Consider the following 24,617-nt stretch of genomic DNA (forward strand, 5'->3'; position numbering starts at 1 on the left):
GTTTTGTTCTCTAATCTTTGCATATTCCACAGAGATAAATTGACTTTTCAAGGCAAGTGGTGTAGACTGTGATTAGCTAAAACTAACCAAAAGGAGGGCGCACAATGACAAATCAATACATGACAAAGCTGTACCATGATCTGCTCTCCAACTCTCCGCAGACAGTGACAATAGATATTCCGGCTGATATGGGAACAGGTCAGATTTCACAGGTTGTTACAAAGCAAGGAGCTGTTGTATCAGACTGGAAAATGAATTATTTTTCAGATATGAATGTGCAGGGTGTAAGCTGCGAAGATTATATTCAACTTTTATTTTGCTTTAATGATGGCGTATCGTGGAATATTGCAGATGCACGTCAATGTGTCAGCATACAGAAAGGCGAATCCTGTATTTATCGAGGACATGGTAAGATGGAATATCTGTGTTATTCCGGAAAGACAAACTTTCTTTTCAAAAATATAAAAATTCCCATGCCCTATTTTCATAAAATTTTGAGTGACTACTTTGAAGATAGTGAGATAGATGCTTATGAGAAAAAATTATTGACTGGCATTTCAAAAGTGAGTATCACCCCGTATATGGAACATATTTTTGCGGAGTTAAAAGATTTTACGCAATACCGGGGCGGTTTAGGGTATTTATTTCTGGAAAGCAAGGTCTTTGAATTGCTGTCCGTGTATTTGAGTGAAGTATTGGAACTCAGTATTCTTTCATCGAGTTATATCAGCATTTCTAAAAGTGACAGGGACTCAATTACCGAGGCAAAGCGGATTATCGACAGCCAGCTTGCTTTTGCACCGAGTTGTGAGAAACTGGCGAAAAAGGTCAATATCAGTGTTTCCAAGCTGACAAAGGGATTTAATTCTTTATTTGGGACATCGGTTCACGCATACATCATAGATCAAAGACTGGAAAAAGCGGCAGGGCTGCTTTTGGAAAGCGACTTGAATGTAAGCCAGATCGCAACGCTGGTTGGATATTCAAAACCAAGCAATTTTGCGGCTGCGTTCAAAAAGAAATATGGAGTAATACCTAAGAACTATAAAGATGAAAATACGATTGGCTAAACCTAAAAAAATACCGTTTTTGGGTAGAATGAAATCGGGTTTGGGTTGGATTCATTGTCGGTAACAGTTACAATATGTGGTGTGGTTAGATTATGCTAACTACGCCACATTTTATTTTTCCGTACAAGGATAGGAGGATATTGTTTATGGATGCAAAGAAAAAAAGTGCTTCCCGACTTGAGGGAAAGGACTTAATCACGATTGGCATTTACACGGTTATCTATGTTGTTATTGTCATGCTGGTGGCGATGCTTGGCTTCATCCCCATTTTTATTCCGCTGATGGCGGTGCTGTGCCCTTTGATTGGTGGCATCCCCTATATGCTGTATGTTACAAAGGCTAAAAAATTCGGGATGACCGCAATCATGGGTTTCCTGATCGGCCTGGTCATGGTGTTCTTTGGTAACGGCTATCTTACGATGGTAACAGGGCTGGTTGGCGGTCTGATTGCTGATGTAATTTTGAAAAACGGCGGATATAAAAGCGCAAAGAGCAGCGTTCTATCCTGCGGCGTGTTCAGCATTTGGGTGTTTGGCAACTTTGCTCCCATTTTCCTGAACCGCGAAAGCTATATGGTTATGCTGACTGAAGGCTATGGTGCGGAATATGCTGCTACGCTTAATAGCTATATGCCGATGTGGATTGCTCCTGTTCTGCTGGTTGCCTGCTTTGTGTTCGGACTTGTCGGCGGTCTGCTTGGCAAAGCAATTTGTAAAAAGCACTTCCAGCGTGCAGGTATTGCGTAATGGCGCGGGAAATTCTGCTCAGCAAAAAAACAGAACAAGGGTTGCGGCTTGATCCGCGTACAAAGCTGTTGCTCATCTTCATCATAAGTATTTTTGTCATGGGAGGAACAGGCGGAGAGGCTATGGGGCTGATCCGCCTTGTTCTTTGTGCGGTTCCGGCACTGTTGTTGCTTACTTCAAAACAATTTGTAAAAGCCGTAAGCTATATTGCTGTGTTCTCTGTTTTTTACGCTGTTCAAGTTTATGTTTTACCACACCTTACAGGAATATTGAATTTTCTCGTGCTGTTTACAACAGGATTTTTCTGCCGTATCCTTCCCAGCGTTGCAATCGCTGCGTATGCAGTCAAAACAACAACGGTTAGTGAATTGATTTCGGGCATGGAAAGAATCCACATGCCTAAAGAAGTGACAATCCCCTTAACTGTCATGTTCCGCTTTTTTCCAACTGTCTTTCAAGAGTCGGAAGCAATCAGTGATGCCATGAAAATGCGGGGGATTAAACTCGGTGGGAAAAAATCTTCAAAAATACTGGAGTATAAGTTGATTCCAATGATTACCTGTTCCGTGAAAATTGGGGAGGAACTTTCCGCTTCTGCGATTACCCGTGGCCTTGGCGCTCCCGTTAAACGGACAAATATTTGTCAGCTTAAATTCAATTTCGCTGATGTGGTGCTGATTTTGTTCTGCTGCTTTGTAGTATTTTGGGCGATTGCTTCCCCGATAATTTCCGCAGGAGGGATTTTGCCATGATAGATTTTCAAAATGTTTCTTTTTCTTATGGTGAAGAATCCAGCGGCGGAGGGATTAGAAATGTCAATCTCACCATAAACACAGGGGAATTTGTTTTACTCACGGGAGAATCCGGCTGTGGGAAAACAACGATTACCCGTTTGGTAAACGGGCTGGTGCCTCATTATTACGAGGGCAATTTAGAGGGTGATGTCCTTCTGGACGGAAAAAGCGTATCAGATACGCCGCTTTATGACTTGGCTGCTATGGTGGGATCTGTATTCCAGAATCCCAAAAGTCAGTTTTTCAACGTGGATACGGATAGTGAATTAGCCTTTGCCTGTGAAAATTTAGGCTATCCCCAGGAAGATATCCTGAAAAGGATTGACCGTACAGTTTCCGATTATCATATTGAAGATTTGATGGGGCGAAGCGTGTTTGCTCTGTCCGGGGGCGAAAAGCAAAAAATAGCCTGTGCTTCATCAAGTGTATTGCTACCGGGAATTATGGTCCTTGACGAACCATCTTCTAATCTGGATATGGCTGCTATTGATGACCTGCGGCAGGTCTTGAGCCTCTGGAAAAAGCAGGGCAAAACAATTCTGATTGCAGAACACCGCCTTTACTACCTTCACGATCTTGCAGATCGTGTGCTGTATGTAAAAGATGGGGAGATTGAACGGGAATACACGCCTGCTGAATTTGACAGTTTATCGGATAGCACTCGAAAAGAAATGGGGCTGCGGCCGTTTTCTCTCTCGAAGTTGAAACCCGCGAATCAGTATCAGGCGCATACAGCTAAACTGATGGAATTTCAAAATTTCTGCTTTGCGTATAAAAAGCGGGAACCGGAAAGCCTCCATATTCCGAGTGCTGAACTGCCTGTTGGAGAAACGATTGCCATTATCGGCCTGAATGGCGCTGGAAAATCTACTTTGGCCCGCTGTATTTGCGGACTGGAAAAGAAGTGTGGCCTTTTGCAGGTTGACGGGAAAACCCTTGATTGGAAAGCCCGGCTCAAACATTGCTACATGGTAATGCAGGATACCAGCCATCAGCTATTTACCGAAAGCGTGATGGATGAAGTGCTTCTGAGCATGGACAACGAGGATGAAACTGTTGCAGATGAAATCCTTAAACAGTTTGATCTGCTGGAATATAAAGACAGGCACCCGCTTTCTCTTTCCGGCGGGCAAAAACAGCGGGTAGCGATCGCATCTGCCATTGTGAGTAACCGGGAGATCATTGTGTTTGACGAACCAACCAGCGGGCTTGATCTCAAACATATGTGGGAAGTTGCGCGGAGTTTGAAGTCACTCGCGGATCAGGGCAAAACGCTTCTTGTTATTACGCATGATCCGGAGTTGGTGATGGCGGGATGTTCGTATGTAGTCCATATGGAAAAAGGGCAAATAAAAGAAAGCTATCCATTGGACGAATCCGGCAGTAAAAAGGTTTTGGATTTTTTCCGAATCCGCCAGTGAATTTTAGAAATTATGAATGTCAGGGCCGCCTTGACTGGACAGAAAGATAATGATAAGAGGCCGCTTTACTTTGGCGGCCTCTTGTTTTTGAAGCACAGACAGTACGGCTCAATATAAGGAGGGCTTATGTTCAAAAAAATCTTTGAGTACGCAGGGCCATATAAGAAAAATATGTATGTGGCCACGGTTGTCGTACTGGTCAGCGTTCTTATGGGCGTCCTGCCTTTTGTGCTGGCCTATCAGGTCATTTCGCCATTGGTTATGGGCGATTCTGTTGAGACAGAATTTGTTTTATTGCGTGTTATAGGGGTTTTGATCTGTCTTGTTTTGCAGGCGGTTTTATATGGATGGGGATTATCAATTTCTCATAAAGCAGCATATAACACATTGTTCCGGCTGCGGGTATCTCTGCAAGAGAAGTTTGAGAAACTTCCCCTTGGCATTGTGGAGGAAAAAGGGACAGGGACAATCAAAAAGCTGTTTGTCGATGATGTGGACAGCTTGGAATTGCTCCTTGCTCATTCAGTCCCGGAGGGTATCGCAAATTTGCTGATCCCGCTGGTGATTTATGTTGCTATGTTTTGTGCGGACTGGAAACTGGCTCTTATGTCTTTGGCCTCTATCCCGATCAGCCTGCTCTCCATGGTCATTATGTACTCTGTTGGAATGAAGCGCATGGGTCCCTACTATCAGTCTGCACAGAAAATGAACAACACGATCATTGAGTACATCAATGGTATGGAGGTTGTCAAGGTTTTCAACCGGGAGAGTGAATCTTACGAGAACTTCCGCAAGGATGTAACGGACTATCGGGATTATACCTTGGCATGGTATAAGGCCGCCTGGCCCTGGATGGCGATATACGGAAGTCTGCTGCCCTGCACTGTTATTCTGACTTTGCCTCTTGGGGCATGGTTTGTTCTCTGTGGCATAAGCACTTTACCTGATTTGATTTTAGTCCTCTGCCTTTCCCTCAGCATTGGGATTCCTCTCCTGAAAGCACTGGGCTTTATGGAGACGATTCCGAATCTGAATTATAAGATCACGGCACTTGAACAGATGTTAAATGCGGCACCGCTGCAAGCTGCTGAGGATGATTTCCACGGACAGGATTTTAACATTTCTTACGATCATGTTTCCTTTGCGTATCAAACGACACAGCCTGGCCCAGATGGGAAACCGATAATAGCGGAAAACGAAGTCCTCCACGATATTACCCTTGTGGCAAAAGCAGGACAAAAAACTGCCCTGGTTGGTGAATCCGGTTCTGGCAAGAGCACCCTTGCAAAACTGTTGATCCACTACTATGACCCGCAGAAAGGGAGCATTTCCATTGGCGGGCAGAAACTTTGTGATATGAGCCTGGAGGCATTGAACAGCCGCATTTCCTATGTGGCTCAGGATCAGTACCTGTTTAACACCTCCCTGCTGGAAAATATCCGTCTTGGACGTTTGGATGCTACCGATGAGGAAGTAATGGAGGCGGCGAAGAAAGCCCAGTGTATGGAGTTTCTGGAAAAGCTGCCGCAAGGTATTCACTCCATGGCGGGCGATGCGGGGAAAATGCTTTCCGGGGGGCAGCGCCAGCGAATTTCCCTGGCGCGAGCAATATTGAAGGATGCCCCGATTGTAGTGCTTGACGAGGCCACGGCCTATGCTGATCCAGAAAATGAGGAAAAAATGGAGGCTGCTATTGCGGAGCTGGTGAAGGGAAAAACCTTGGTAGTTATCGCTCACAAACTTCCCGCTATAATGAACGCAGATCAAATATGCGTTATGGATCACGGAAAGATGGTGGCAACCGGAAAACATCAGGAGCTGATTCAAGCTTGCCCAGAATACCAAAAGTTGTGGAAAGCGGCTCAGGACAGCGCCGAGTGGAAAGTATCTACTGCAAAGGAGGGAAGATAAATGTTTGCATTGATTTCAAGAATCCTGAACCTCTCCGGGAGGTATAAAAGCCGTATTCAGGCTGCATTTCTATGTGCATTTGTCGAGTCCATTCTCTCCAAAATGCCGATCTTCATGGCGTTTATTGTCTTTGCCGGGTTTGCTGATAATACGCTGACTGGAAAGACCTGTCTGTTTGTCGGACTTGGATTATTAGCTGTTGTAGTGGTTCAGACAGTGGTTCACTATTTGAGCGACCGTCTGCAAAGTGCCGCTGGATTTATGATCTTTGCTGATAAACGGATGGAGTTGGGAAATCATTTAAGAAAAATGCCGATGGGTTACTTTACATCGGGGAATATTGGCAAAATCAGCTCTGTTCTCAGTACGGATATGGTTTTCATTGAGGAAGTTTCTATGAGTACCATTGGCAACATGATGAGCTATATGCTGTCTACTTTGGTTTTAGCTGTTTTTATGTTCGTACTGGATTGGAGACTTGGGCTGATTGCGGTAATCATTACCTTGCTGGCATCGCTGGTTGCAAAATATATGAATAAGGTTTCCTTCAAGGAGGCTGTCGGGCGTCAAAACCAAAGCGAGAATTTGACGGATGCGGTCTTGTCTTTTGCTGAAGGAATTGGGGTTATCAAAAGTTACAATCTGCTCGGAGAAAAATCTGACGAATTAACGGAAAACTTCAAAAAATCAAGGGATGTCAATACGAAGTTTGAGCAGAAAATGACACCGTGGACCACTGGCTTAAACATTCTCTATGGCGTGGGTATTGCCGCTATCTTCGGTTTATCCGTTTTTTTACATCAGGAAGGCGTACTCTCCCTGGCTTATCTTTTGGGCGTGCTGCTGTTTGTCTTTGATCTCTTTGGGCCTCTGAAAGCTCTTTATGGAGAAGCAACCCGACTGACCGTGATGAATGCCGCATTAGACCGCATTGAAGCTGTTTTGGACGAGCCCGAACTTCCCGATAACGGAAATCAACATATTCTGTCACAGGCACAGCCGGATCAGCCAGAAGTACAATTTAGCGATGTGGCCTTCGCCTATCAGGACAAGGAAGTCCTGCACAACATCAGCTTCTCTATGCAGAAGAATACCATGACCGCACTTGTGGGACCGTCTGGCGGTGGCAAATCCACGATTGCGAACCTTCTGGCGCGGCTGTGGGATGTGAAATCTGGAACGGTAACGGTTCGCGGGACGGATATTCGGGATGTGCCGCTGGCTGAGTTGATGGAACAAATCAGCATGGTATTCCAGCGCGTGTACTTATTCCAAGACACAATTTATAACAATATCAGCATGGGCAAACCTGACGCCACTGAACAGGAAGTCTATGAGGCAGCTAAGAAAGCTCGGTGTTATGACTTTATCATGGCTCTGCCGGATGGATTTCAGACTGTTGTTGGCGAGGGCGGCGCTACTTTGTCCGGCGGCGAGAAACAGCGTATTTCTATTGCCCGCTGTATTCTGAAAGATGCCCCGATTGTAATTTTAGACGAAGCAACAGCCAGTGTCGATACTGATAATGAAAGTTACATTCAGGAGGCAATCAATGAGCTGGTCAAGGGTAAGACATTACTTGTAATTGCACATCGGCTGAATACCATCCGGCAGGCAGATCAGATTTTGGTAATCTCTAATGGACAGATTAGCGAACAGGGAACCCATGATGAGCTTATGGCAAAAGCCGGAATTTATCAGGAATTTGTCAATATCCGAAAAAAATCTGCTGGATGGAGCCTTACATAAGGGAGGAACGGATGAAACTTCATGCGTCAGGCGAGGACTACTTAGAGGCCATACTAATGCTGCAAAAGAAATCCGGCATGGTACGCTCTGTTGATCTTGCCCGACACATGGGCTTTAGCAAACCGAGTATCAGCCATGCAGTAGGTGTCCTGCGGGACGGTGGCTTTCTGACCGTGGATAAAGATGGTTTTCTCCATCTGACAGACATAGGCCGGGAGATTGCCGAGAAAATTTATGAACGGCACCGATTCTTTACGGAGCAGCTTGTCGCTGCCGGTGTCGATCAGGAAACGGCAGAGCAAGACGCCTGCCGGATAGAACACGCAATCAGCGAGGAATCCTTTCAGAAATTGAAAGACGCTTTAAGGAAGGAAGGTGATGACATGGGAAACTAGCGGTACTTGATTTATCGGAGAATGGCCGGCAGATTGGTGAGAAACTTTTTGTTTTGCTTGATGTTGAGCAGAAACGCGAAATGATACAGTTTGTCCTTGAAACAGAACAACAGCAGGGCTTTTCGGCCATCCCATGTACTAACCCGGATTCTTTTGGCGCACGGATAGATACGTCTCAACCTTTAACAGAAATTCGGGAAGGTGATCTGTATTTTTGTCTGGAAGAAAGAGAGGTCGCTGTCCAAGGGAAAAAGGTAGATTTGTCGGTCAGAGAGTTTAATGCCCTTTACTTATTGCTTATGAATCGAAGACGAGTAATGACCTTTGAAACCATAGCCTACCATGTATGGAGTGAGGAATATGTTGAGAACGAACTAACTGCGATTCATAACATAATGAGTCGGCTGCGGCAAAAACTCAAAATATCCCCGGACATTCCAGATTATATTATCAGTGTGCGCGGTGTTGGATATAAATTTGACACAACGCAGCAAAAGAAGTGAAATTACAACATCTTGATTAACTTCTGAGAAAAAGGTGAACGGAGGCTGATTACTATACCCTATATAATGTCCCCAAAGTAACAGATTGGGGGAAGTATAAAAGCAATACCGTTCTAATCTGTTTGTGCTCCCCCAGGTATGGGGGCAGACATGCACATTTGGAAGGTCCAATATTTCTACAGAAACCGACAACGATATAGCCGAAAATCTTTTAGTGCCGCAGCTCAAAACGCTGCGGCGCTTTTTGTATCGACATATTTTTATCCTTTTCCCCAATACTCAACAAAATATTCCTATGAGCGCGTTCCTGAAATAAAACAGGTACGCGCTTTTTTCATATCTGAAAGGCGGACAAGCCTATCTGATTTTTTTCTTGTAGGCGGAACTCCTGGCTGTCGCTCCCCGCCCTCTGATTTCGATTTTGCCTATCAACTCAAAAATTGAAATTGGAGGATAATCTAATGAAAAAGATCAATCTGCGGGATTATTACCCGTTTTATACAACTGATACCATTGTGGAAGTGCCGGACGAAGTGGCTGATTTGCTCCATGAGTATAAGCTGAATGAGGCGGCTTATATTTTGCGTACATACCGGCACAAAGCATATTTTTCGCTGGACTATGATGCCAATGTCGAGCGTGACGCTCTGGTAATTGTCCTGACACCTGCGGATATTTTGGAACGGAAAGAAGAAAATGCCAGGCTGTATCAGGCACTTGCCTCTTTGCCGGAGAAACAGCGGAATCGGATTTATGCGCACTATTTTCTTGGCATGAGCAAATCGGATATTGCAAAAGCGGAGGGCACCCATAAGAGCCGAATTACTCGCTCTATCAATGCCGGCCTGCGAAGTTTGGAAAAGTTTTTGAAAGAACTTTCCTGACAGACGGCAACTTTGCCCCCGAAAATGAAATGAATAATAGAGGGACATATTCGGCAGACAAGTCCAATGGGTGCGGCCATACAGCACATGCTCTGGTCCACCCCAACTATAAAATGTCATAATGGCCGTGCCCTCGTTGCACTTTGACAACCGAATATACGTTGCTATGGGTACGTCATTCTGTGTTCCGAGCGGCAAATGGAGCGGCGCAAAGACAGGCAGCCAGGGAGGTGATGAATCCGGCTGTCCGAGCGATCCACGCAATCCATTGACCCGGCTGTGGCAGGCCGGGCGCGACGACGGCGCAGATCATAATGGTACTTTTTCACAATCTCTCACGGACTTGAAGGGAAGTCCCTGCGGTGTGCGCTTGCTCTGGCAAAGCGGCGGCATCTGCGGGGCTATGATGCGGTAAAGCTGGCCGCAGCCTATGGCAACCCCGCTTTGTGTAGACAGAGCTGCCGGGGGGCGTGGCAAATACGGCAAGCAAAATCGAAATCAGATACAATGGGCCGGACCTGTTTCTATTTATAGGGCGGGTCCGGCTTATTCATGTGGTTTTGATAGACCAGTAATTTCAGGAAGGAGTTGGTATTATGGAGAATATTACTGCTGGCGGAAGCGGTTCATTGGTAGACATTCGGGATGTCACCGTGGATAAGGAGCTTCCCCGCGAGGAACGAATCACTGAATTTGTGCGCCAGATCAAAAACCCTTACCGTTTTAAGTGCGGACGTTTTACCGTCCGGGCCAGCTTTGCCCCTGGCGGTGCCACCCTGGAGGAATGTATCAAGGGTATTTTACGGTGAAGCAAAATTTCTTCCAGAAAAGGGCTGACTTTCCCGTAAGAGCGTGGTACAATAAGAGTCGGAAAAGGAATTGAATACGGCATAACCACACTTCTTGAATTGCGGGGATTTTTCTGCGCAACGAAAGGAGTGTTTTTTTATGCAGGTTTATAAAGCTATTAAGTATATCCGTCTTTCCTATACGGATGACAAGTCGGTGGAAAGTGACAGCGTTGCCAATCAGCGGCGGCTCATTGATGATTTCATTGCCCGGCACCCGGAGATTGAGGTTGTGGCAGAAAAGATTGACGACGGTTACAGCGGTGTCCTCTTTGACCGTCCAGCATTTCAGGAAATGATGCGGATGATCGAACAGGGCGAGGCTAACTGCGTGATTGTCAAAGACCTCTCCCGCTTAGGTCGTGAGTACATAGAAACAGGCCGTTATATGCGCAGGGTATTTCCAGCCTATGGAGTGCGTTTTATCGCAATTAACGATAATGTAGATACGGAAAATGACGCTGCCGATGATCTCACAGTTTCTGTCAAAAACATTATGAATGAGGCTTACTGTCGGGATATTTCCGTTAAGACACGGAGCGCCCTGGAAGTAAAACGGCGCAGCGGGGATTTTGTAGGTGCTTTTACCATCTATGGTTATGTGAAAGTCGGCGATAAACACAAGAGCCTGGAAGTAGACGAATATGCTGCTAATGTTGTGCGGGATATTTTCAGAAAACGGCTGGAGGGATTCAGCGCTTCCCATATAGCGGATGAACTGAACCGATTAGGAATTCTTTCGCCTTTGGCGTATAAGCGCAATCATGGAATGCCTCATGCAAAAGGTGGCTATACAGACCGAAAGGATTGCAAATGGTCTGCAACTACAATCATCCGCATTTTGCAGGATGAAACTTACACCGGAACACTGGTCCAGGGCAAACAGACAACGCCCCATTTCAAATTAAAAGAGCGTGAGGACAAACCTTCTTCGGAATGGATTCGTGTGGAGGGAACCCATGAAGCGATCATACAAAAGCACGATTTTGATCTGGTGCAACGGCTCCGCAGGATTGACACAAGGACTTCTCCCAAATCGGATAAGGTTTACCTGTTTTCCGGTATTTTGATCTGCGGATGCTGTGGCTGCCGTATGACCCGCAAGACGAACCGCTATAAAGACAAAGAGTATCACTATTATTACTGCCCGACCGGCAAAAAGAATGGCTGCACATCGTCGGTCATGCTGAAAGAGTCGGATCTGATTGAATGTGTGCAGGACAGTTTGAAAGGACATATTGAAAATGTTGCTTCTCTGGATGCCCTGCTGTCCAGTATCAGTCAGGAACGGATCAACCGGGAATTGGCGCAGGAATATGCCGCACAGATCAGAGTAAATGAAAAGCGTGTGGCACAGACCGAGGGCTTTAAGGCAAAACTCTATGAAAATCTGGTGAGTGGAATTCTGACAAAGGAAGAATTTCTCTCTTATAAGCTAAAATACAATGCAGATATTGAACTGTTCCAAAAGGCAATCGCTGAATGGAACGATAAACTTACAGATGTATTGGAAAACCGAAGCGAACGAAACCGTTGGATCAACCATTTTATGAAATTTTCTACTATGGAGGATATTGACCGCCGGGCAGTCATGCAGCTTATCCGAAGCATACGGGTAATGGGTAAAGATGAACTGCATATTGAATTTAATTACCAGGATGAATATCAGAAAGCAATCTCTTTGGCTGAACAGATTGCTACAAAAAATGAAGAAAGGATGGTGAGCTAAATGGCAAGAAAAAGCAGAAAACAGACGGCAGCTCCTATGCCGGCACCATCTTTGTATGTACATGTGGCTCTGTATATCCGTCTTTCTGTGGAGGATAACAAAAAGCGGGGTTGCTCAGTAGAAAACCAAAAACTGGTACTGAATGACTTTCTTTCGGATAAACCGGACTTCGTTGTGTATGATACTTATATCGACAACGGAGCAACAGGGACAAATTTTCACCGCCCTGGATTTCAGCAAATGCTATCTGATATTGAAGCAGGCCACATTAACTGTGTGATTGTTAAGGATCTTTCCCGATTAGGGCGAAATTCTATTGACACAGGTTATTATATCGAACAATATTTTCATGCGCATAATGTTCGGTTCATTGCTGTTACGGATCAGTTTGACACAGCGGATTCCGGAAATCTTCATGGCGGTATCATGCTGCCTTTGAAAAATATGATCAATGAAGCCTATGCTCTGGACATTGGGCGAAAAATCAAAGCACAGGCGCGGCAGGCTATGAAAGATGGCGACTATATTGGTGCACGGGCACCTTACGGTTACAGGAAAGACCCGGATGATTGCCATAAACTTCTGATTGATGAAAATACTGCCCCTGTAGTAAAACAGATTTTTGAATGGGCACATGAACATGTGGCACTGAACCGGATTGTCCGCAACCTAAATGAGATGGGGATTCCGGCACCGAGCCATTATAAAAAGACCACTGGCGAGATTACCAGTCCGGGACTGATCGGAAGCGGCAAATGGCAGACCCGTACAGTGATGAAAATCTTAGAAAGCGAAGTTTATACAGGCGATCTGGTGCAAGGGAAAACAAAGATTGTAGATCATCAGCAGGTCAAGGCTGGAGAAGATAATCTGATTATTGTAAAATGCACCCATGAACCGATTATCAGCCATGAGTTGTTTAATGCAGTTCAGGAATACAGAAAACAGATCTGTGAAGAAAGCAAAGCAACTCCAAAACGTCCCTACACACCAAACATTTTCAAAGGTAAAGTGTTCTGTGCTGATTGTGGCAGAAGCCTTCACAGGCAACGCGCCGAGCGCCGGAAAGGACCCGACACTTACTGGTTCCACTGCCTTACAAACAGCCGGGTGGAAAAAGATAGCTGCAAAGGTGCGATGATACAGGAGAAAGAACTGATTTCTACTGTTACGGCTATTCTTGAAAAAGAGCTGACAGTTGCGCTGGGAATGTCGCTGCCACTCTTTCAGTTGGAGGCAAGACAAAAACAGGAAAAAGATAAGCTGAAAATTCAGATGTCGACCAAACGACAGGAAATTGAAAAAACACGCCGGCTGATTCGTGGCCTATATGAAAATTTTGTGCAGGGTATTTTGACAAATGACGAATACTTTGAATTGAAAGCGGATTATGAACATGCTATCAATACTCTGTCTGGTGAGATTGAAGTATTTGAAAAATCTATGGACTCTCTGGACAACCAGCTTGCCAGATACCGTGCAATGGAAAAGGATGCAAAAACACTGGCACAGGATCACGTACTGACTGCAGAACTGATCGAACGGCTCATTGAACGAATTGAGATAGACCACGAGCGGAATATTCATGTGACCTTCCGTTTCAAAAATGAATTTCAGGGAAAGGCGGTGGAACCGTGCGCAACTATGTGATTGCTCTTTATATCCGTCTTTCTGTGGAAGATTTCAAAACTGAAAGTTTGAGCATACCAAATCAAAAACTGATTCTTCGTGAAAAAGCTATGTCTCTGCCGGAATGGGATGACAGCGAGATTTTGGAATTTATTGACAATGGTCATACGGGGACAAACTTTGAGCGTCCGGCGGTGCAGGAACTTTTAACAATGGTTCAGGCCGGAAAAATCAACTGTATTATTGTAAAAGACCTTTCCCGATTTGGACGTAACAGCATTGAAACCGGCTATTTTATTGAGCGGGTATTTCCTCTTTACCACACCCGTTTTATTTCCGTCAGTGATGATTTTGACACAGCTAATTTCAAAGGTGATACCGGAGGGATTGATATTGCTTTCAAGTATCTTATCAGCGAGTGTTATAGCCGGGATATGTCCATGAAAACCAAAAGTGCAAAATACGCAAAGATGCGTCGTGGGGAATATCAGAGTGTCATCTGTCCTTACGGCTATCGCAAGAGTGCAGACGGACGTATGGAACCGGACGAGGATGTTGCCCCGAATGTACAGATGATATTTCAATGGGCGTTTGAAGGCAACACCGCGGCCGAGATCACAAGAAGACTGTATGCCATGAATATCCCCACCCCTGGGGAATATCGCAAACTTAAAGGCAAGGACTATTATAATGTTTCCCGAACAAACGGCGTTTGGAGTACATCAACGGTTCTGCGTATTTTAGAAGATCAAAGATATATCGGTACCTATGTAATTGGCAAGAGAAAGGTAAAAGAGATTGGCAGCCGACATACACAGTTAAAGGATGAAAGTGAGTGGTTCAAAATACCGAACCATCATCCGGCTATTGTAAGTGTGGATCTATTTGAAAAAGCCAATGCTTCAATTAAGCGTTTCTCTCTGTCAAATAAAAAAACGCATGATTATCTGCTCCGTGGTAAGGTATTCTGCGGATGCTGCGATCATGCAATGTCTCTACGAAATGGTGCGTGGTTTTATTGCCGTCATTCCGAGGTGGCTGAAACGCTTCCTTGTCATGGTGTGCGCATAAAGATGGCCGATCTGGAGCAGGTTGTATTTGAAACAATTCGGGCTCAAATGTGTCCGGCACTGGGAATTGACAGCAATAAGGATAAATTGGATTTGCAGACAGTCCAGCAGGCCGAACATGAAGAAAAACTCCGTTCTATTCAAGACAGCAAGCGGCATCTTTATGAGCAGTATGCGCTTGGAGAGATTGATTTGGAAACCTATCGAACACGAAAAGCGGTTTATGACACGGAACTGGTACGAGCTAAAAATGTTCATGCTGTCATTACTGCACAGACAAAGCAGATAAAAAGTGATTATGAGATCAAGCTGAAACAACAGGAAATTGTGCAGGAAGTCGGAAACGCCAACATGCTGACAAAAGCTCTGATTGACCGGCTTATCAACAAAGTTTACGTCTTTCCAGGAGATCGGATTGAGATTGAATATACAACACGGGATTTCTTAGAAACTAAGGAATCCGAAAAGGTATAACCGTGAACACCCATTTGAAACAGCTATGGGCAGCTATGAAGCTGCCCGAAAAACTTCAAAAAAAGTTATAAATTTTTTTGTCGTGGGCTTGACATACGGGTGCCGTAAATCATGGATACGGATTCGTTTTACACCTGCGGCTTTCGCACCTCTGTCCATCTCGTGATGAAGATAACTTTTTGTGACTGTAAAGATTCGGTCTTTCTTCTTCAGTCCGTAAAGCATCTGCAAATACTCCCTCATTTCTTCACAAAGGAACTTCGGCATTTTGATGATGCGATTACTTTTCTTTGTTTTCGGTGTGGTAATCACATCTTCTCCGTGTAATCGCTGATAGGACTTGTTGATTCTGACCGTTTCTTTCTCAAAATCAAAATCAGCGGCGGTCAGTGCCAACAATTCTCCCTCTCGGATGCCGCACCAGTAGAGCATTTCAAAAGCGTAAAAGGAAACCGGCTTATCCATCATCTCGAATGAGAATTTCTTGTATTCTTCTTTCGTCCAGAACAGCATTTCCTTGTGTTCCTCACTTCCCATATTTCCTGCTTTGGCGGCAGGATTGGAACGCAGCTCATAATACCGCACCGCATGATTGAAGATAGCGGACAACTGATTGTGCAGCGTTTTCAAATAGGTCTGTGAGTATGGCTTTTTCTTTTCGTCCCGATAGGCAAGCATCTCATTCTGCCATGCGATAACCTCTTTTGTGGAAATCTCACTGATTTTCAGCTTGCCGAAATAAGGTAAAATCTTCGTGCAGATGATATGCTCCTTCGTCAGCCATGTGTTCTCCTTCAGACGGCTTTTCATATCCCGGATATACAGTTCGGTAAATGCTTCAAAACTCATATCCATATCGGAAGAGTTCTGCAACTGGAACATTCGCTCCCATTCCTGTGCTTCTTTCTTGGTAGCAAATCCACGCTTGCATTTCTGTTTACGCTCGCCTTTCCAGTTTACATACCTCGCCATCACATACCATGTTCCATTGTCCTCGTTTTTAAATACCGGCATTATTCATCCTCCTTTCCTTATTCCTGTCCTGCCTTATAGGACATAGTGGTATCCCCTTGGGGATTTCCTGCTCCGTAGAGTCTTTCATAGAAATACTGGCGGTTTACCCGTCCTGAAATCGTAATAAAGCCTTTTGCTTTCAATTCCTCATTCAACTGACGGATTAACTTGTAGGCATACGGCTTTGATACGCTTAGTTCCTGTGCCACTTCTTCGGCACAAATAAATCTGTTTTTCATATCATCAATCCCTTCTTTCGTTTTTTATTGCCGTTCTATCCGAATGAAGTTCCAGCAGGTATTCCCTGTTCGGCACTGTGCTGTCCCGATATATCGTAATATGTCAGGTGCTCGCTTGCTTTCTGTCAAGGTCTTGGCGGTTTATACTGTTCGGACGGTCATTTCGTTTTTATTAAACTTATTTGTTTAATTTCGAACTTATTATACTAAGCATATTTGTTTGTGTCAAGTGGCTTTGCGAAAAATATTAAACTTTTTTGTTTTGTATTGTCTTGACTTATCCTAAACATATCTGCTATACTCATAGTAAAATACATACAAGGAGTGGACACGTTATGGCGATTGGAGAGAGAATCCATTTTTTCCGCATTCTGCGTGGAATGACACAAAAATATCTTGGTACGATTGTCGGCTTTCCTGAGCGAAGTGCCGATGTACGTTTGGCACAATACGAAACAGGAACAAGAAAACCGAAGGCGGAACTTACTGCTGCACTGGCACAGGCTCTGGATGTTTCCCCTCATGCCCTCGATGTGCCTGACATTGACAGCTATATCGGGCTGATGCACACTTTGTTTACCCTTGAAGATTTGTACGGTCTGACTGTCAGTGAATCAGACGGAAAAATCTGTCTGAAAGTCGATACTTCCAAAGGCAAAGATGCTCACGAACTCCAGAAAATGCTGTATGCCTGGAAAGAACAGGCTGACAAGCTATCTTCTGAGGAAATCAGTAAAGACAAATACGATGAGTGGCGTTACCACTACCCAGAATTTGATACTACGCAAACATGGGCAAAAGTCCCATCACAGGCACTTAGCGACGCTCTAATAAATTCTTTAAAGGAGGAACATCTATGAAGCATCTGTTTAAGGCAACAAAAATGGGTTGGGCTAAAGAAAAAGAAGGTATCTATTTCGATTCAAGCACTTTCACCGCCGAAGAAGCCAAACAAGAGTTCAAAGAATATCACGGAACAACAGATAGGGGGTATCCTTACACTGGTTACGAATATGATGGTCAAAAATATCATGATGTAACTTATTTAGGTGAATTTGAAGATGATGAATTACCCCATAATGATATCGAGTTGATGGATATTCTTATAAAGCGTCAGCAAAAAAATAAATAAGCACGACAAAAAGCCCTTAGCTATGAGTTTTTACCCACAGCTAAGGGCTTTTTAGATAAATATGGATTTATTTGTTGCACAACCACCTGTCAATCATTCTCTAACCCGAAAACCACCGGATTACAAGAATAATGGCTCTTATGCAACTGTTATCAATTTGTTATCAAAAGACTTTTAAAAGTGCCGCAAACCCGCATAAGTGCTTGGTTTACTAAGCATTTTTGTTTATTCAAACTCCAGACAGACAGTATGCTATATAAGTGAAAATCATTGATTTTAAGGCATTTTCAGGAACTATCAACCACTAAAATTTATATGAAAAAAAATAAAAAATGCAATAAAAATGCAATCGAAGTACATTCAGATTTTATAAGATAGACCAGCAAACCTCAATATCATCCCAAAATAGACGTTCAAGAATGAGCGTCTATTTTTTGTTTCAAAATTAAATGGGGCTGAAAACAGCCCCGATGGGAATTGGAGATTTGACCCTCCCGGATTCTTCATGTCATGCCAGCCGTAATTTTTCCCACTGCCCCTGCACACTTTAGCAAAAATTCCCAGAAATTCCGTTGCCCACCATAATGCTTTTTACAGTCGTTATTATTGTCATAACCGTACCTCCTGATATTATAAATCTCCACTGAAATCTACTTTTAAGTTGTTGGGAGTACATGACAGAGCTGCATGAGAAAATACAAGCTAACAATCCTAACCATGACCACTTAATTTTTAACACTTAGATAATATCACAACCCTGTAATTTCTTCAATAGCCCCAGAAAGGATGTGATACTACGAAGAACTCACCACCGCTGGAGCGTTCCCCTCCGCTTCCAGACCAGAACCCAAAACCAACAAACACAACATTCAGAAAGGACAGATACATCTATATGGAATTAAAATTCGTTATCCCCAACATGGAAAAAACATTTGGCAACTTGGAGTTTGCCGGAGAAGACAAAACAGAACAGAGAAGAATCAACGGACGCATGGCGGTACTCTCTCGCAGCTTCAATCTTTATTCAGACGTACAGAGGGCAGATGATATTGTGGTTATCCTCCCTGCTGAAGCAGGAGAGAAACATTTTGACTTTGAGGAACGTGTGAAGCTCGTCAATCCTCGTATCACCGCAGAGGGCTATAAAATCGGCACAAGGGGCTTTACCAACTACATTTTACACGCTGACGATATGGTAAAAGCGTAAGGAAAAGGAGGACATCAGACTATGAGATTAGCAAACGGAATCGTGATTGACAAGGAAGCAACATTCGGGGCATTGAAGTTTTCTGCCCTCCGCCGTGAGGTTCACCTCCAGAATGAAGACGGCTCGGTATCAGAAGAAATCAAAGAACGTACCTATGACTTAAAATCCAGAGGGCAGGGGCGTATGATTCAGGTTTCCATCCCTGCCAGCGTGCCGTTAAAGGAGTTCGATTACAACGCAGAGGTAGAAATTATCAATCCTGTGGCGGATACCGTAGCAACGGCTACCTTTCAGGGAGCAGAGGTGGACTGGTACATCAAGGCGGAGGATATTGTCCTGAAAAAAGGGGCTGCCATGAATCCGCAGCAGCCGAAAAAAGATGAAGTAGTTAGAAAATAGGAATAGACATGGTTACTGAATATAAATAACATAGGTCAAGATTTTTTGCATAGCATCCAAAACCTTTAGTAGCCGAATTACTCATACAGCGAGTAGTTCGGCTACACCTTTCATAAGTTATTATAAAAAGTTTTCAATCAATAAAAATATAACTAAATCAATAAGCAAACTATCTTGTATAGTGGAACAGAACGGTAAAATCTTATTATAGTTAGTAAGAATAAAAGATATTAGTTGCTTACCGATTTTGGGTATTGCTGACATGTTCGATGAATCAAAAGTTGATTTAGACGTTGATGACGTTGTTAGAGATAACAATAACTCTGTTTTTGTATCTGTTTTCTCTCGATGAAAAGAAAAAGTAGTAGAATGTTTAATTTTTTTCATAACAATCCTCCTTAGCTGTTTGAGGTTAGCAACATGAATCTACTTTCATGCCGGTATCATCTAGTTATATTTATTGTATAACACTTATTCATTCTTTTTGTCAAGATTAAAAATTTAATTTATGAAAAGGAGGATTTCAGTATGAAACCATTTTTCCCCCGTGGAAAACGTATCCGTCCCACGGATAAAGACCTTGTGTTCCATACTTCCCTTGCCGCCCTGTTCCCTGTCTTCCTGCTGGTTGTCCTGCTGTTTCATATCCGGCAAATTGCCGGAACCAACTGGCAGGAAGTGTCCCTCTCCCAGATAACACAGGATGTAAATCTCCCTTATCTGCTATTCAGCATGGGCGTGGCAGGAATGGTGTGCCTTACAGCCGTTCTTCTGTTCTGGCGATACCGCAGGGATGAAGTAAAGCAGCTCATCCACCGTCAAAAGCTGGCAAGGATGGTATTGGAAAACAAGTGGTATGAATCAGAGCAGAGAAAAGAAGACGCTTTTTTCAAGGACTTGTCTTCCAGCCGTTCCAAAGAAACCATCACTTACTTTCCCAAAATCTACTACCGGATGAAACAGGGCTTGCTCCATATCCGTGTGGAAATCACCTTGGGGAAATATCAGGAACAGCTCTTAAACTTGGAGAAAAAGCTGGAAAGCGGCTTGTACTGTGAGCTGACGGATAAGGAATTAAAGGATTCCTATGTGGAGTACACCCTGCTCTATGATACCATTGCCAACCGTATCTCCATTGAGGATGTACAGGCAAAGGACGGCAGGCTCCGGCTTATGAAAAATGTCTGGTGGGAGTATGATAAGCTCCCCCATATGCTCATTGCCGGAGGAACCGGCGGCGGAAAGACCTACTTCATCCTGACCCTCATTGAAGCCCTGCTCCGCACCAACGCTGTCCTGTTCGTGTTAGACCCAAAGAACGCTGACCTTGCGGATTTACAGGCGGTTATGCCGGATGTGTACTACAAAAAGGAAGATATGCTCGCCTGCATTGACCGTTTCTATGAAGAAATGATGAAACGCAGCGAAGACATGAAGCTCATGGAGAATTACCGGACAGGGGAAAACTACGCTTACTTGGGACTTTCGGCACATTTCCTTATCTTTGATGAATATGTGGCATTTATGGAAATGCTCGGCACAAAGGAAAACGCCGCCGTCCTCAACAAATTAAAACAAATCGTTATGCTTGGGCGGCAGGCTGGCTTCTTCCTGATTCTCGCCTGCCAGCGTCCGGACGCAAAGTATCTGGGGGACGGAATCCGTGACCAGTTCAATTTCCGTGTGGCTCTGGGGCGGATGTCGGAAATGGGCTATGGGATGATGTTCGGGGAAACCACAAAGGACTTCTTCCTAAAGCAGATAAAGGGGCGTGGCTATATGGATGTGGGAACTAGCGTTATCTCGGAGTTTTACACGCCCCTTGTACAAAAAGGACACGATTTCCTCAAAGAAATAAAAAAACTGACAGACAGCAGGCAGGGAGTGCAGGCGGCGTGCGAAGCGAAAGCCGCAGAAGCGGACTGACCTGCTGTGGCTGGTGTGCCGCAAGGCACGCCAGCATAAACCCCTCGTATCTAACAGAGGGGTACAAATCGACAGGCAACAACCAAACAACAGGGCAGAATCCCATGGTACACAAGGGATTTTCCCATATCCGGCGTGTGTCAACAAGGCTCTGAAAGTTGACATACGCTTTTTTAGACAGGAGGGATTTTCACTGAATGAAGAAACATGGGTACGGGACATCAAAGAAAAACGGGAAAGTTACGGTATCTCACAACAGAAACTTGCCCTAGCTGCCGGAATCACCCGTCCGTACCTGAGCGACATTGAAACAGGCAAGGCTCACCCGTCCGAAGTATTACAGGAAGCCATCACGGAAGCTCTGGAACGATTCAACCCAGACGCTCCCCTTGAAATGCTCTTTGACTATGTGCGGATTCGCTTTCCCACTACGGATGTGAAGCATATCGTGGAAGACGTGCTGCGGCTAAAGCTCCCCTACTTTATCCATGAAGACTACGGTTTCTACTCTTACACAGAGCATTACTATCTGGGGGATATTTTCGTTCTGGTATCACCGGAACTGGAAAAAGGGGTGCTGCTGGAACTGAAAGGGCGTGGCTGCCGCCAGTTTGAAAGCTATCTGCTGGCACAGGAACGGAGCTGGTATGAGTTTTTCATGGATGTTCTCATGGAGGACGGCGTGATGAAGCGGCTTGACCTCGCCATCAATGACAAAACGGGAATCCTGAACATTCCCCATCTGACAGAGAAGTGCCGGAATGAGGAATGTATCTCGGTCTTCCGCAGCTTCAAAAGCTACCGCAGCGGCGAACTGGTACGGCGTGAGGAAAAAGAATGTATGGGGAACACCCTGTATATCGGCTCCCTCCAAAGTGAGGTGTACTTCTGCATTTACGAAAAGGACTATGAGCAGTACAAAAAGCATGATATTCCCATTGCGGACGCAGAGGTAAAGAACCGCTTTGAAATCCGGCTGAAAAATGAGCGTGCCTTTTACGCCATCCGTGACCTGTTAGAACATGACAATCCAGAACGGACAGCCTTTCAAATCATCAACCGCTATGTCCGGTTCGTGGACAAGGACGATACGAAACCCCGTTCTGACTGGCGTATCAGTGAGGAATGGGCGTGGTTCATTGGGGAACACAGGGGAAGCCTGAAACTGACAACCAAACCGGAACCCTATTCCTTTGAACGCACCCTGCACTGGCTCTCCCATCAGGTAGCACCCACATTAAAGCTGGCTCTCCGTCTGGATAAGATGAACCACACCCAGATTGTCCATGACATCATCACCCATGCAAAGCTGACGGAGAAGCACGAAAAAATCCTGAAGCAGCAAGCCGCCGCTGCAAAGGAGGTGGTGCTTTAACGGCGGCAATTTTGGAACCTAAGAACTCTTACAGGAAAGAAAGGAGCTTTTATGAATTTCGGACAGAATCTTTACAACTGGTTTTTATCCAACGCCCAGTCCCTTGTGCTGCTGGCAATCGTGGTAATTGGACTGTACCTCGGATTTAAGAGGGAATTTTCCAAACTTATCGGTTTTCTGGTAGTTTCCCTTGTAGCGGTTGGGCTGGTCTTCAATGCGGACGGTGTAAAGGACATCTTACTGGAACTGTTCAATAAGATTATCGGTGCATAGAAAAACCCATTTTACACTTCCGTTATGGAGCAAGCTCTGATTGCTTCATGGCGGAAGTCCACTAGGGGCTTGGGGAGCGTAACTCCCCAAAAGAAAGAAGATGTAATATGATAGTGTATGATAATTGAGATAAACTAAGAATGGTGGTATAATTTCTTTATATAGTAATTGAAAGCGGAGGAAATGTATGAAGGATTTTATTGATTTTTTGAAATTACCACCGAACATTTTAGGAGCTTTATCTATTGCCAGTGGTACATTATTATTATTGCCTCAAAAGTTAGCCCAAAAGTTTTATATTATAAATTTTCGAGAAAAATATGGTTTTACAATAGGCATTGTTTTTGTGATTTCCACAGCCTTACTAATAGTTTTATTACTATCTAAAATTTTTCATTTCTTTTATGACAAGTATGCTTCAAAGAGATTAGGAACTGCTCAGATTAAATATTTGAAAAATATGACACCAGAACAGGTGACAATCATTCGGGAGTTTTTACGTGAACCAACTCACACCCTGCCATTACCCATGAACAATGGATTAGTAATAGAACTTCAACATTTACAAATATTAACCCCTGCCGGACAAACTCATTTAGTAAGTATGTTAGACCCACAAATCAATTATTTTTTACAACCTTGGGTAATTAAAAAAATCAATAGTGATGAAGAATTAAAGCGAATATTTTATTAGAAAAATGGCAACTGACAAACAAAGTTAGTTGCCATTTTTTGTTCTAAGAAAGGACGTGATACTAATTGAGAAAATGAGAATCTACATCCTGAACACCACACGGTTTTACCATGAGGATTTTGAGGAGTACCCTGGGGCATGGTTTTCCTGTCCCGTGGATTTTGAGGAAGTCAAGGAACGTCTTGGCGTTCAGAGTGAGGAAGAAATCGAAATTGAAGACTATGAGCTGCCGTTTCCGTTGGAGGGCAACACAAGGCTCTGGGAAATCAACGCCCTTTGCCGGATGGTACAGGAAATGCAGGGAACGCCCCTCTATTATGAAATGGATGTGGTACAAAAGCGGTGGTTTTCCAGCTTTACGGAATTTATCGACCACAAAGACCAGATACGCTGCTATCCGGTTCAGGACGGGGAATCCCTCGCCCGTTATCTGGTGCAGGAGGTACAGATATTTGGAGAAGTACATCCAGACCTGTTGAACCATATCGACTACGCTTCCATTGGTCGGGAGCTGGAAACCAGCGAAAACTATCTGTTTACGGACAATGGTATCTTTTATTACCGCTAAAAGGAGGTGGAGGAACTTGGAAGAAATGCGGATTTACATTGCCAACTTAGGAAAATACAATGAGGGCGAACTGGTAGGGGCATGGTTCACGCCGCCTGTGGATTTTGAGGAAGTCAAGGAACGTATCAGTTTGAATGATGAATATGAGGAATACGCCATCCATGACTATGAACTGCCCTTTGAGATTGACGAATATACCCCCATTGAGGAAGTCAACCGCCTGTGTGAAATGGTGGAGGACTTACCGGAGTACATTCAGGAGGAACTATCAGAGCTGCAATCCTACTTTGGCAGTATCGAAGAACTCTGTGAGCATGAAGACGATATTATCTGCCATTCCGGCTGTGACGATATGGCGGATGTGGCTCGCTACTATCTGGAAGAAAGCGGACAGCTTGGAGAACTTCCGGCACACTTACAAAACTATATCGACTATGCAGCCTATGGGCGTGACATGGAATTGGAGGGAACCTTTGTTGTCACGAACCACGGCGTATATGAAATCTTACGGTAGACCCGTCTGTATCTCTTTCAGGAAATACAGGCGGATTTTTTATTCAGGGGCGG

26 protein-coding genes are annotated in these 24,617 nt (G+C 44.3%); 23 read left to right on the plus strand and 3 right to left on the minus strand.

The window, feature by feature from the left end; genetic code table 11:
- Positions 1-104: 104 nt before the first annotated feature.
- The 13 genes from I4V84_RS02615 to I4V84_RS02675 all read left to right on the plus strand — a co-directional run bounded on the left by I4V84_RS02615 (position 105) and on the right by I4V84_RS02675 (position 15,223).
- Positions 105-1,070, plus strand: a complete 966-nt coding sequence (locus tag I4V84_RS02615; RefSeq protein ID WP_009249993.1) for an AraC family transcriptional regulator — start codon at positions 105-107, stop codon at positions 1,068-1,070.
- Between the two features lie 146 nt (positions 1,071-1,216).
- Positions 1,217-1,816, plus strand: coding sequence for an MptD family putative ECF transporter S component (locus I4V84_RS02620; RefSeq protein ID WP_009249994.1), 600 nt, complete (start codon positions 1,217-1,219; stop codon positions 1,814-1,816).
- Positions 1,816-2,568, plus strand: coding sequence for an energy-coupling factor transporter transmembrane component T (locus tag I4V84_RS02625; RefSeq protein WP_009249995.1), 753 nt, complete (start codon positions 1,816-1,818; stop codon positions 2,566-2,568). The genes I4V84_RS02620 and I4V84_RS02625 overlap by 1 nt, the downstream gene beginning before the upstream one ends.
- On the plus strand, positions 2,565-4,031 hold the full coding sequence (locus I4V84_RS02630) for an energy-coupling factor ABC transporter ATP-binding protein (RefSeq protein ID WP_009249996.1): 1,467 nt from the start codon (positions 2,565-2,567) through the stop codon (positions 4,029-4,031). Before I4V84_RS02625 ends, I4V84_RS02630 begins: the two co-directional genes overlap by 4 nt.
- Positions 4,032-4,157: 126 nt before the next feature.
- Positions 4,158-5,942, plus strand: a complete 1,785-nt coding sequence (locus I4V84_RS02635; protein WP_009249997.1) for an ABC transporter ATP-binding protein — start codon at positions 4,158-4,160, stop codon at positions 5,940-5,942.
- On the plus strand, positions 5,943-7,691 hold the full coding sequence (locus tag I4V84_RS02640; protein ID WP_009249998.1) for an ABC transporter ATP-binding protein: 1,749 nt from the start codon (positions 5,943-5,945) through the stop codon (positions 7,689-7,691). It abuts the gene before it with no gap.
- Between the two features lie 11 nt (positions 7,692-7,702).
- Entirely contained in the window at positions 7,703-8,086 is a 384-nt protein-coding gene (locus I4V84_RS02645) for a metal-dependent transcriptional regulator (RefSeq protein ID WP_009249999.1), read from the plus strand.
- Positions 8,087-8,139: 53 nt separating this feature from the next.
- A complete protein-coding gene (locus tag I4V84_RS02650) occupies positions 8,140-8,589 on the plus strand; it encodes a winged helix-turn-helix domain-containing protein (RefSeq protein WP_009250000.1) in 450 nt (149 codons plus the stop codon).
- Between the two features lie 461 nt (positions 8,590-9,050).
- Positions 9,051-9,473 (plus strand): sigma factor-like helix-turn-helix DNA-binding protein, encoded by a 423-nt coding sequence (locus I4V84_RS02655; RefSeq protein WP_009250001.1) that lies wholly within the window; start codon positions 9,051-9,053, stop codon positions 9,471-9,473.
- Between the two features lie 596 nt (positions 9,474-10,069).
- Positions 10,070-10,282 (plus strand): DUF6870 family protein, encoded by a 213-nt coding sequence (locus tag I4V84_RS02660; RefSeq protein ID WP_009250002.1) that lies wholly within the window; start codon positions 10,070-10,072, stop codon positions 10,280-10,282.
- A gap of 139 nt (positions 10,283-10,421) precedes the next feature.
- Entirely contained in the window at positions 10,422-12,050 is a 1,629-nt protein-coding gene (locus I4V84_RS02665) for a recombinase family protein (RefSeq protein WP_195991189.1), read from the plus strand.
- Positions 12,051-13,700, plus strand: coding sequence for a recombinase family protein (locus I4V84_RS02670; RefSeq protein WP_118671055.1), 1,650 nt, complete (start codon positions 12,051-12,053; stop codon positions 13,698-13,700).
- Positions 13,685-15,223 carry a recombinase family protein gene (locus I4V84_RS02675; RefSeq protein WP_119242261.1) on the plus strand — a complete coding sequence of 513 codons (1,539 nt, stop codon included), beginning with the start codon at positions 13,685-13,687 and terminating at the stop codon, positions 15,221-15,223. The genes I4V84_RS02670 and I4V84_RS02675 overlap by 16 nt, the downstream gene beginning before the upstream one ends.
- Before the next feature lie 33 nt (positions 15,224-15,256).
- Here the strand turns inward: I4V84_RS02675 and I4V84_RS02680 are convergent, their stop codons facing one another.
- Entirely contained in the window at positions 15,257-16,237 is a 981-nt protein-coding gene (locus I4V84_RS02680) for a site-specific integrase (RefSeq protein WP_195991190.1), read from the minus strand.
- A gap of 17 nt (positions 16,238-16,254) precedes the next feature.
- Positions 16,255-16,476: a hypothetical protein gene (locus I4V84_RS02685; RefSeq protein ID WP_022356662.1), complete on the minus strand. Its 222-nt coding sequence runs from the start codon at positions 16,474-16,476 to the stop codon at positions 16,255-16,257.
- A 335-nt stretch (positions 16,477-16,811) separates the two neighbouring features.
- Between I4V84_RS02685 and I4V84_RS02690 the strand changes: the two genes are divergently transcribed.
- From I4V84_RS02690 to I4V84_RS02705, 4 genes are all read left to right on the plus strand, one after another.
- A complete protein-coding gene (locus tag I4V84_RS02690) occupies positions 16,812-17,336 on the plus strand; it encodes a helix-turn-helix transcriptional regulator (protein ID WP_195991191.1) in 525 nt (174 codons plus the stop codon).
- Positions 17,333-17,608, plus strand: coding sequence for a hypothetical protein (locus tag I4V84_RS02695; RefSeq protein ID WP_117942769.1), 276 nt, complete (start codon positions 17,333-17,335; stop codon positions 17,606-17,608). Before I4V84_RS02690 ends, I4V84_RS02695 begins: the two co-directional genes overlap by 4 nt.
- An 892-nt stretch (positions 17,609-18,500) precedes the next feature.
- Positions 18,501-18,815 carry a YdcP family protein gene (locus I4V84_RS02700; protein WP_002578441.1) on the plus strand — a complete coding sequence of 105 codons (315 nt, stop codon included), beginning with the start codon at positions 18,501-18,503 and terminating at the stop codon, positions 18,813-18,815.
- A 21-nt stretch (positions 18,816-18,836) separates the two neighbouring features.
- Positions 18,837-19,214, plus strand: a complete 378-nt coding sequence (locus I4V84_RS02705) for a YdcP family protein (protein WP_117845359.1) — start codon at positions 18,837-18,839, stop codon at positions 19,212-19,214.
- Positions 19,215-19,334: 120 nt separating this feature from the next.
- On the opposite strand, the gene I4V84_RS02710 is transcribed toward I4V84_RS02705, so the two are convergent.
- A complete protein-coding gene (locus I4V84_RS02710; RefSeq protein ID WP_117845358.1) occupies positions 19,335-19,601 on the minus strand; it encodes a hypothetical protein in 267 nt (88 codons plus the stop codon).
- A gap of 141 nt (positions 19,602-19,742) precedes the next feature.
- On the opposite strand from I4V84_RS02710, the gene I4V84_RS02715 reads away from it, so the two are divergent.
- The 6 genes from I4V84_RS02715 (at position 19,743) to I4V84_RS02740 (ending at position 24,564) form a co-directional block, all read left to right on the plus strand.
- Complete coding sequence (locus I4V84_RS02715; protein WP_118673083.1) at positions 19,743-21,140, plus strand: FtsK/SpoIIIE domain-containing protein; 1,398 nt, start codon at positions 19,743-19,745, stop codon at positions 21,138-21,140.
- Between the two features lie 163 nt (positions 21,141-21,303).
- Positions 21,304-22,515 (plus strand): MobT family relaxase, encoded by a 1,212-nt coding sequence (gene mobT, locus I4V84_RS02720; RefSeq protein ID WP_244353836.1) that lies wholly within the window; start codon positions 21,304-21,306, stop codon positions 22,513-22,515.
- A gap of 51 nt (positions 22,516-22,566) precedes the next feature.
- The gene (locus I4V84_RS02725; protein WP_002570387.1) at positions 22,567-22,788 is read left to right on the plus strand and encodes a hypothetical protein; all 222 of its coding nucleotides are present in this window, start codon (positions 22,567-22,569) and stop codon (positions 22,786-22,788) included.
- A 187-nt stretch (positions 22,789-22,975) separates the two neighbouring features.
- On the plus strand, positions 22,976-23,482 hold the full coding sequence (locus I4V84_RS02730; RefSeq protein ID WP_011861920.1) for a superinfection exclusion B family protein: 507 nt from the start codon (positions 22,976-22,978) through the stop codon (positions 23,480-23,482).
- A 73-nt stretch (positions 23,483-23,555) separates the two neighbouring features.
- Complete coding sequence (locus I4V84_RS02735; protein WP_015552522.1) at positions 23,556-24,050, plus strand: antirestriction protein ArdA; 495 nt, start codon at positions 23,556-23,558, stop codon at positions 24,048-24,050.
- A gap of 16 nt (positions 24,051-24,066) precedes the next feature.
- A complete protein-coding gene (locus I4V84_RS02740) occupies positions 24,067-24,564 on the plus strand; it encodes an antirestriction protein ArdA (protein ID WP_109258194.1) in 498 nt (165 codons plus the stop codon).
- Positions 24,565-24,617: the final 53 nt, after the last annotated feature.

This window comes from Ruminococcus sp. 1001713B170207_170306_F1, assembly GCF_015668065.1.
Lineage (GTDB): Bacteria > Bacillota > Clostridia > Lachnospirales > Lachnospiraceae > Blautia_A > Blautia_A faecis.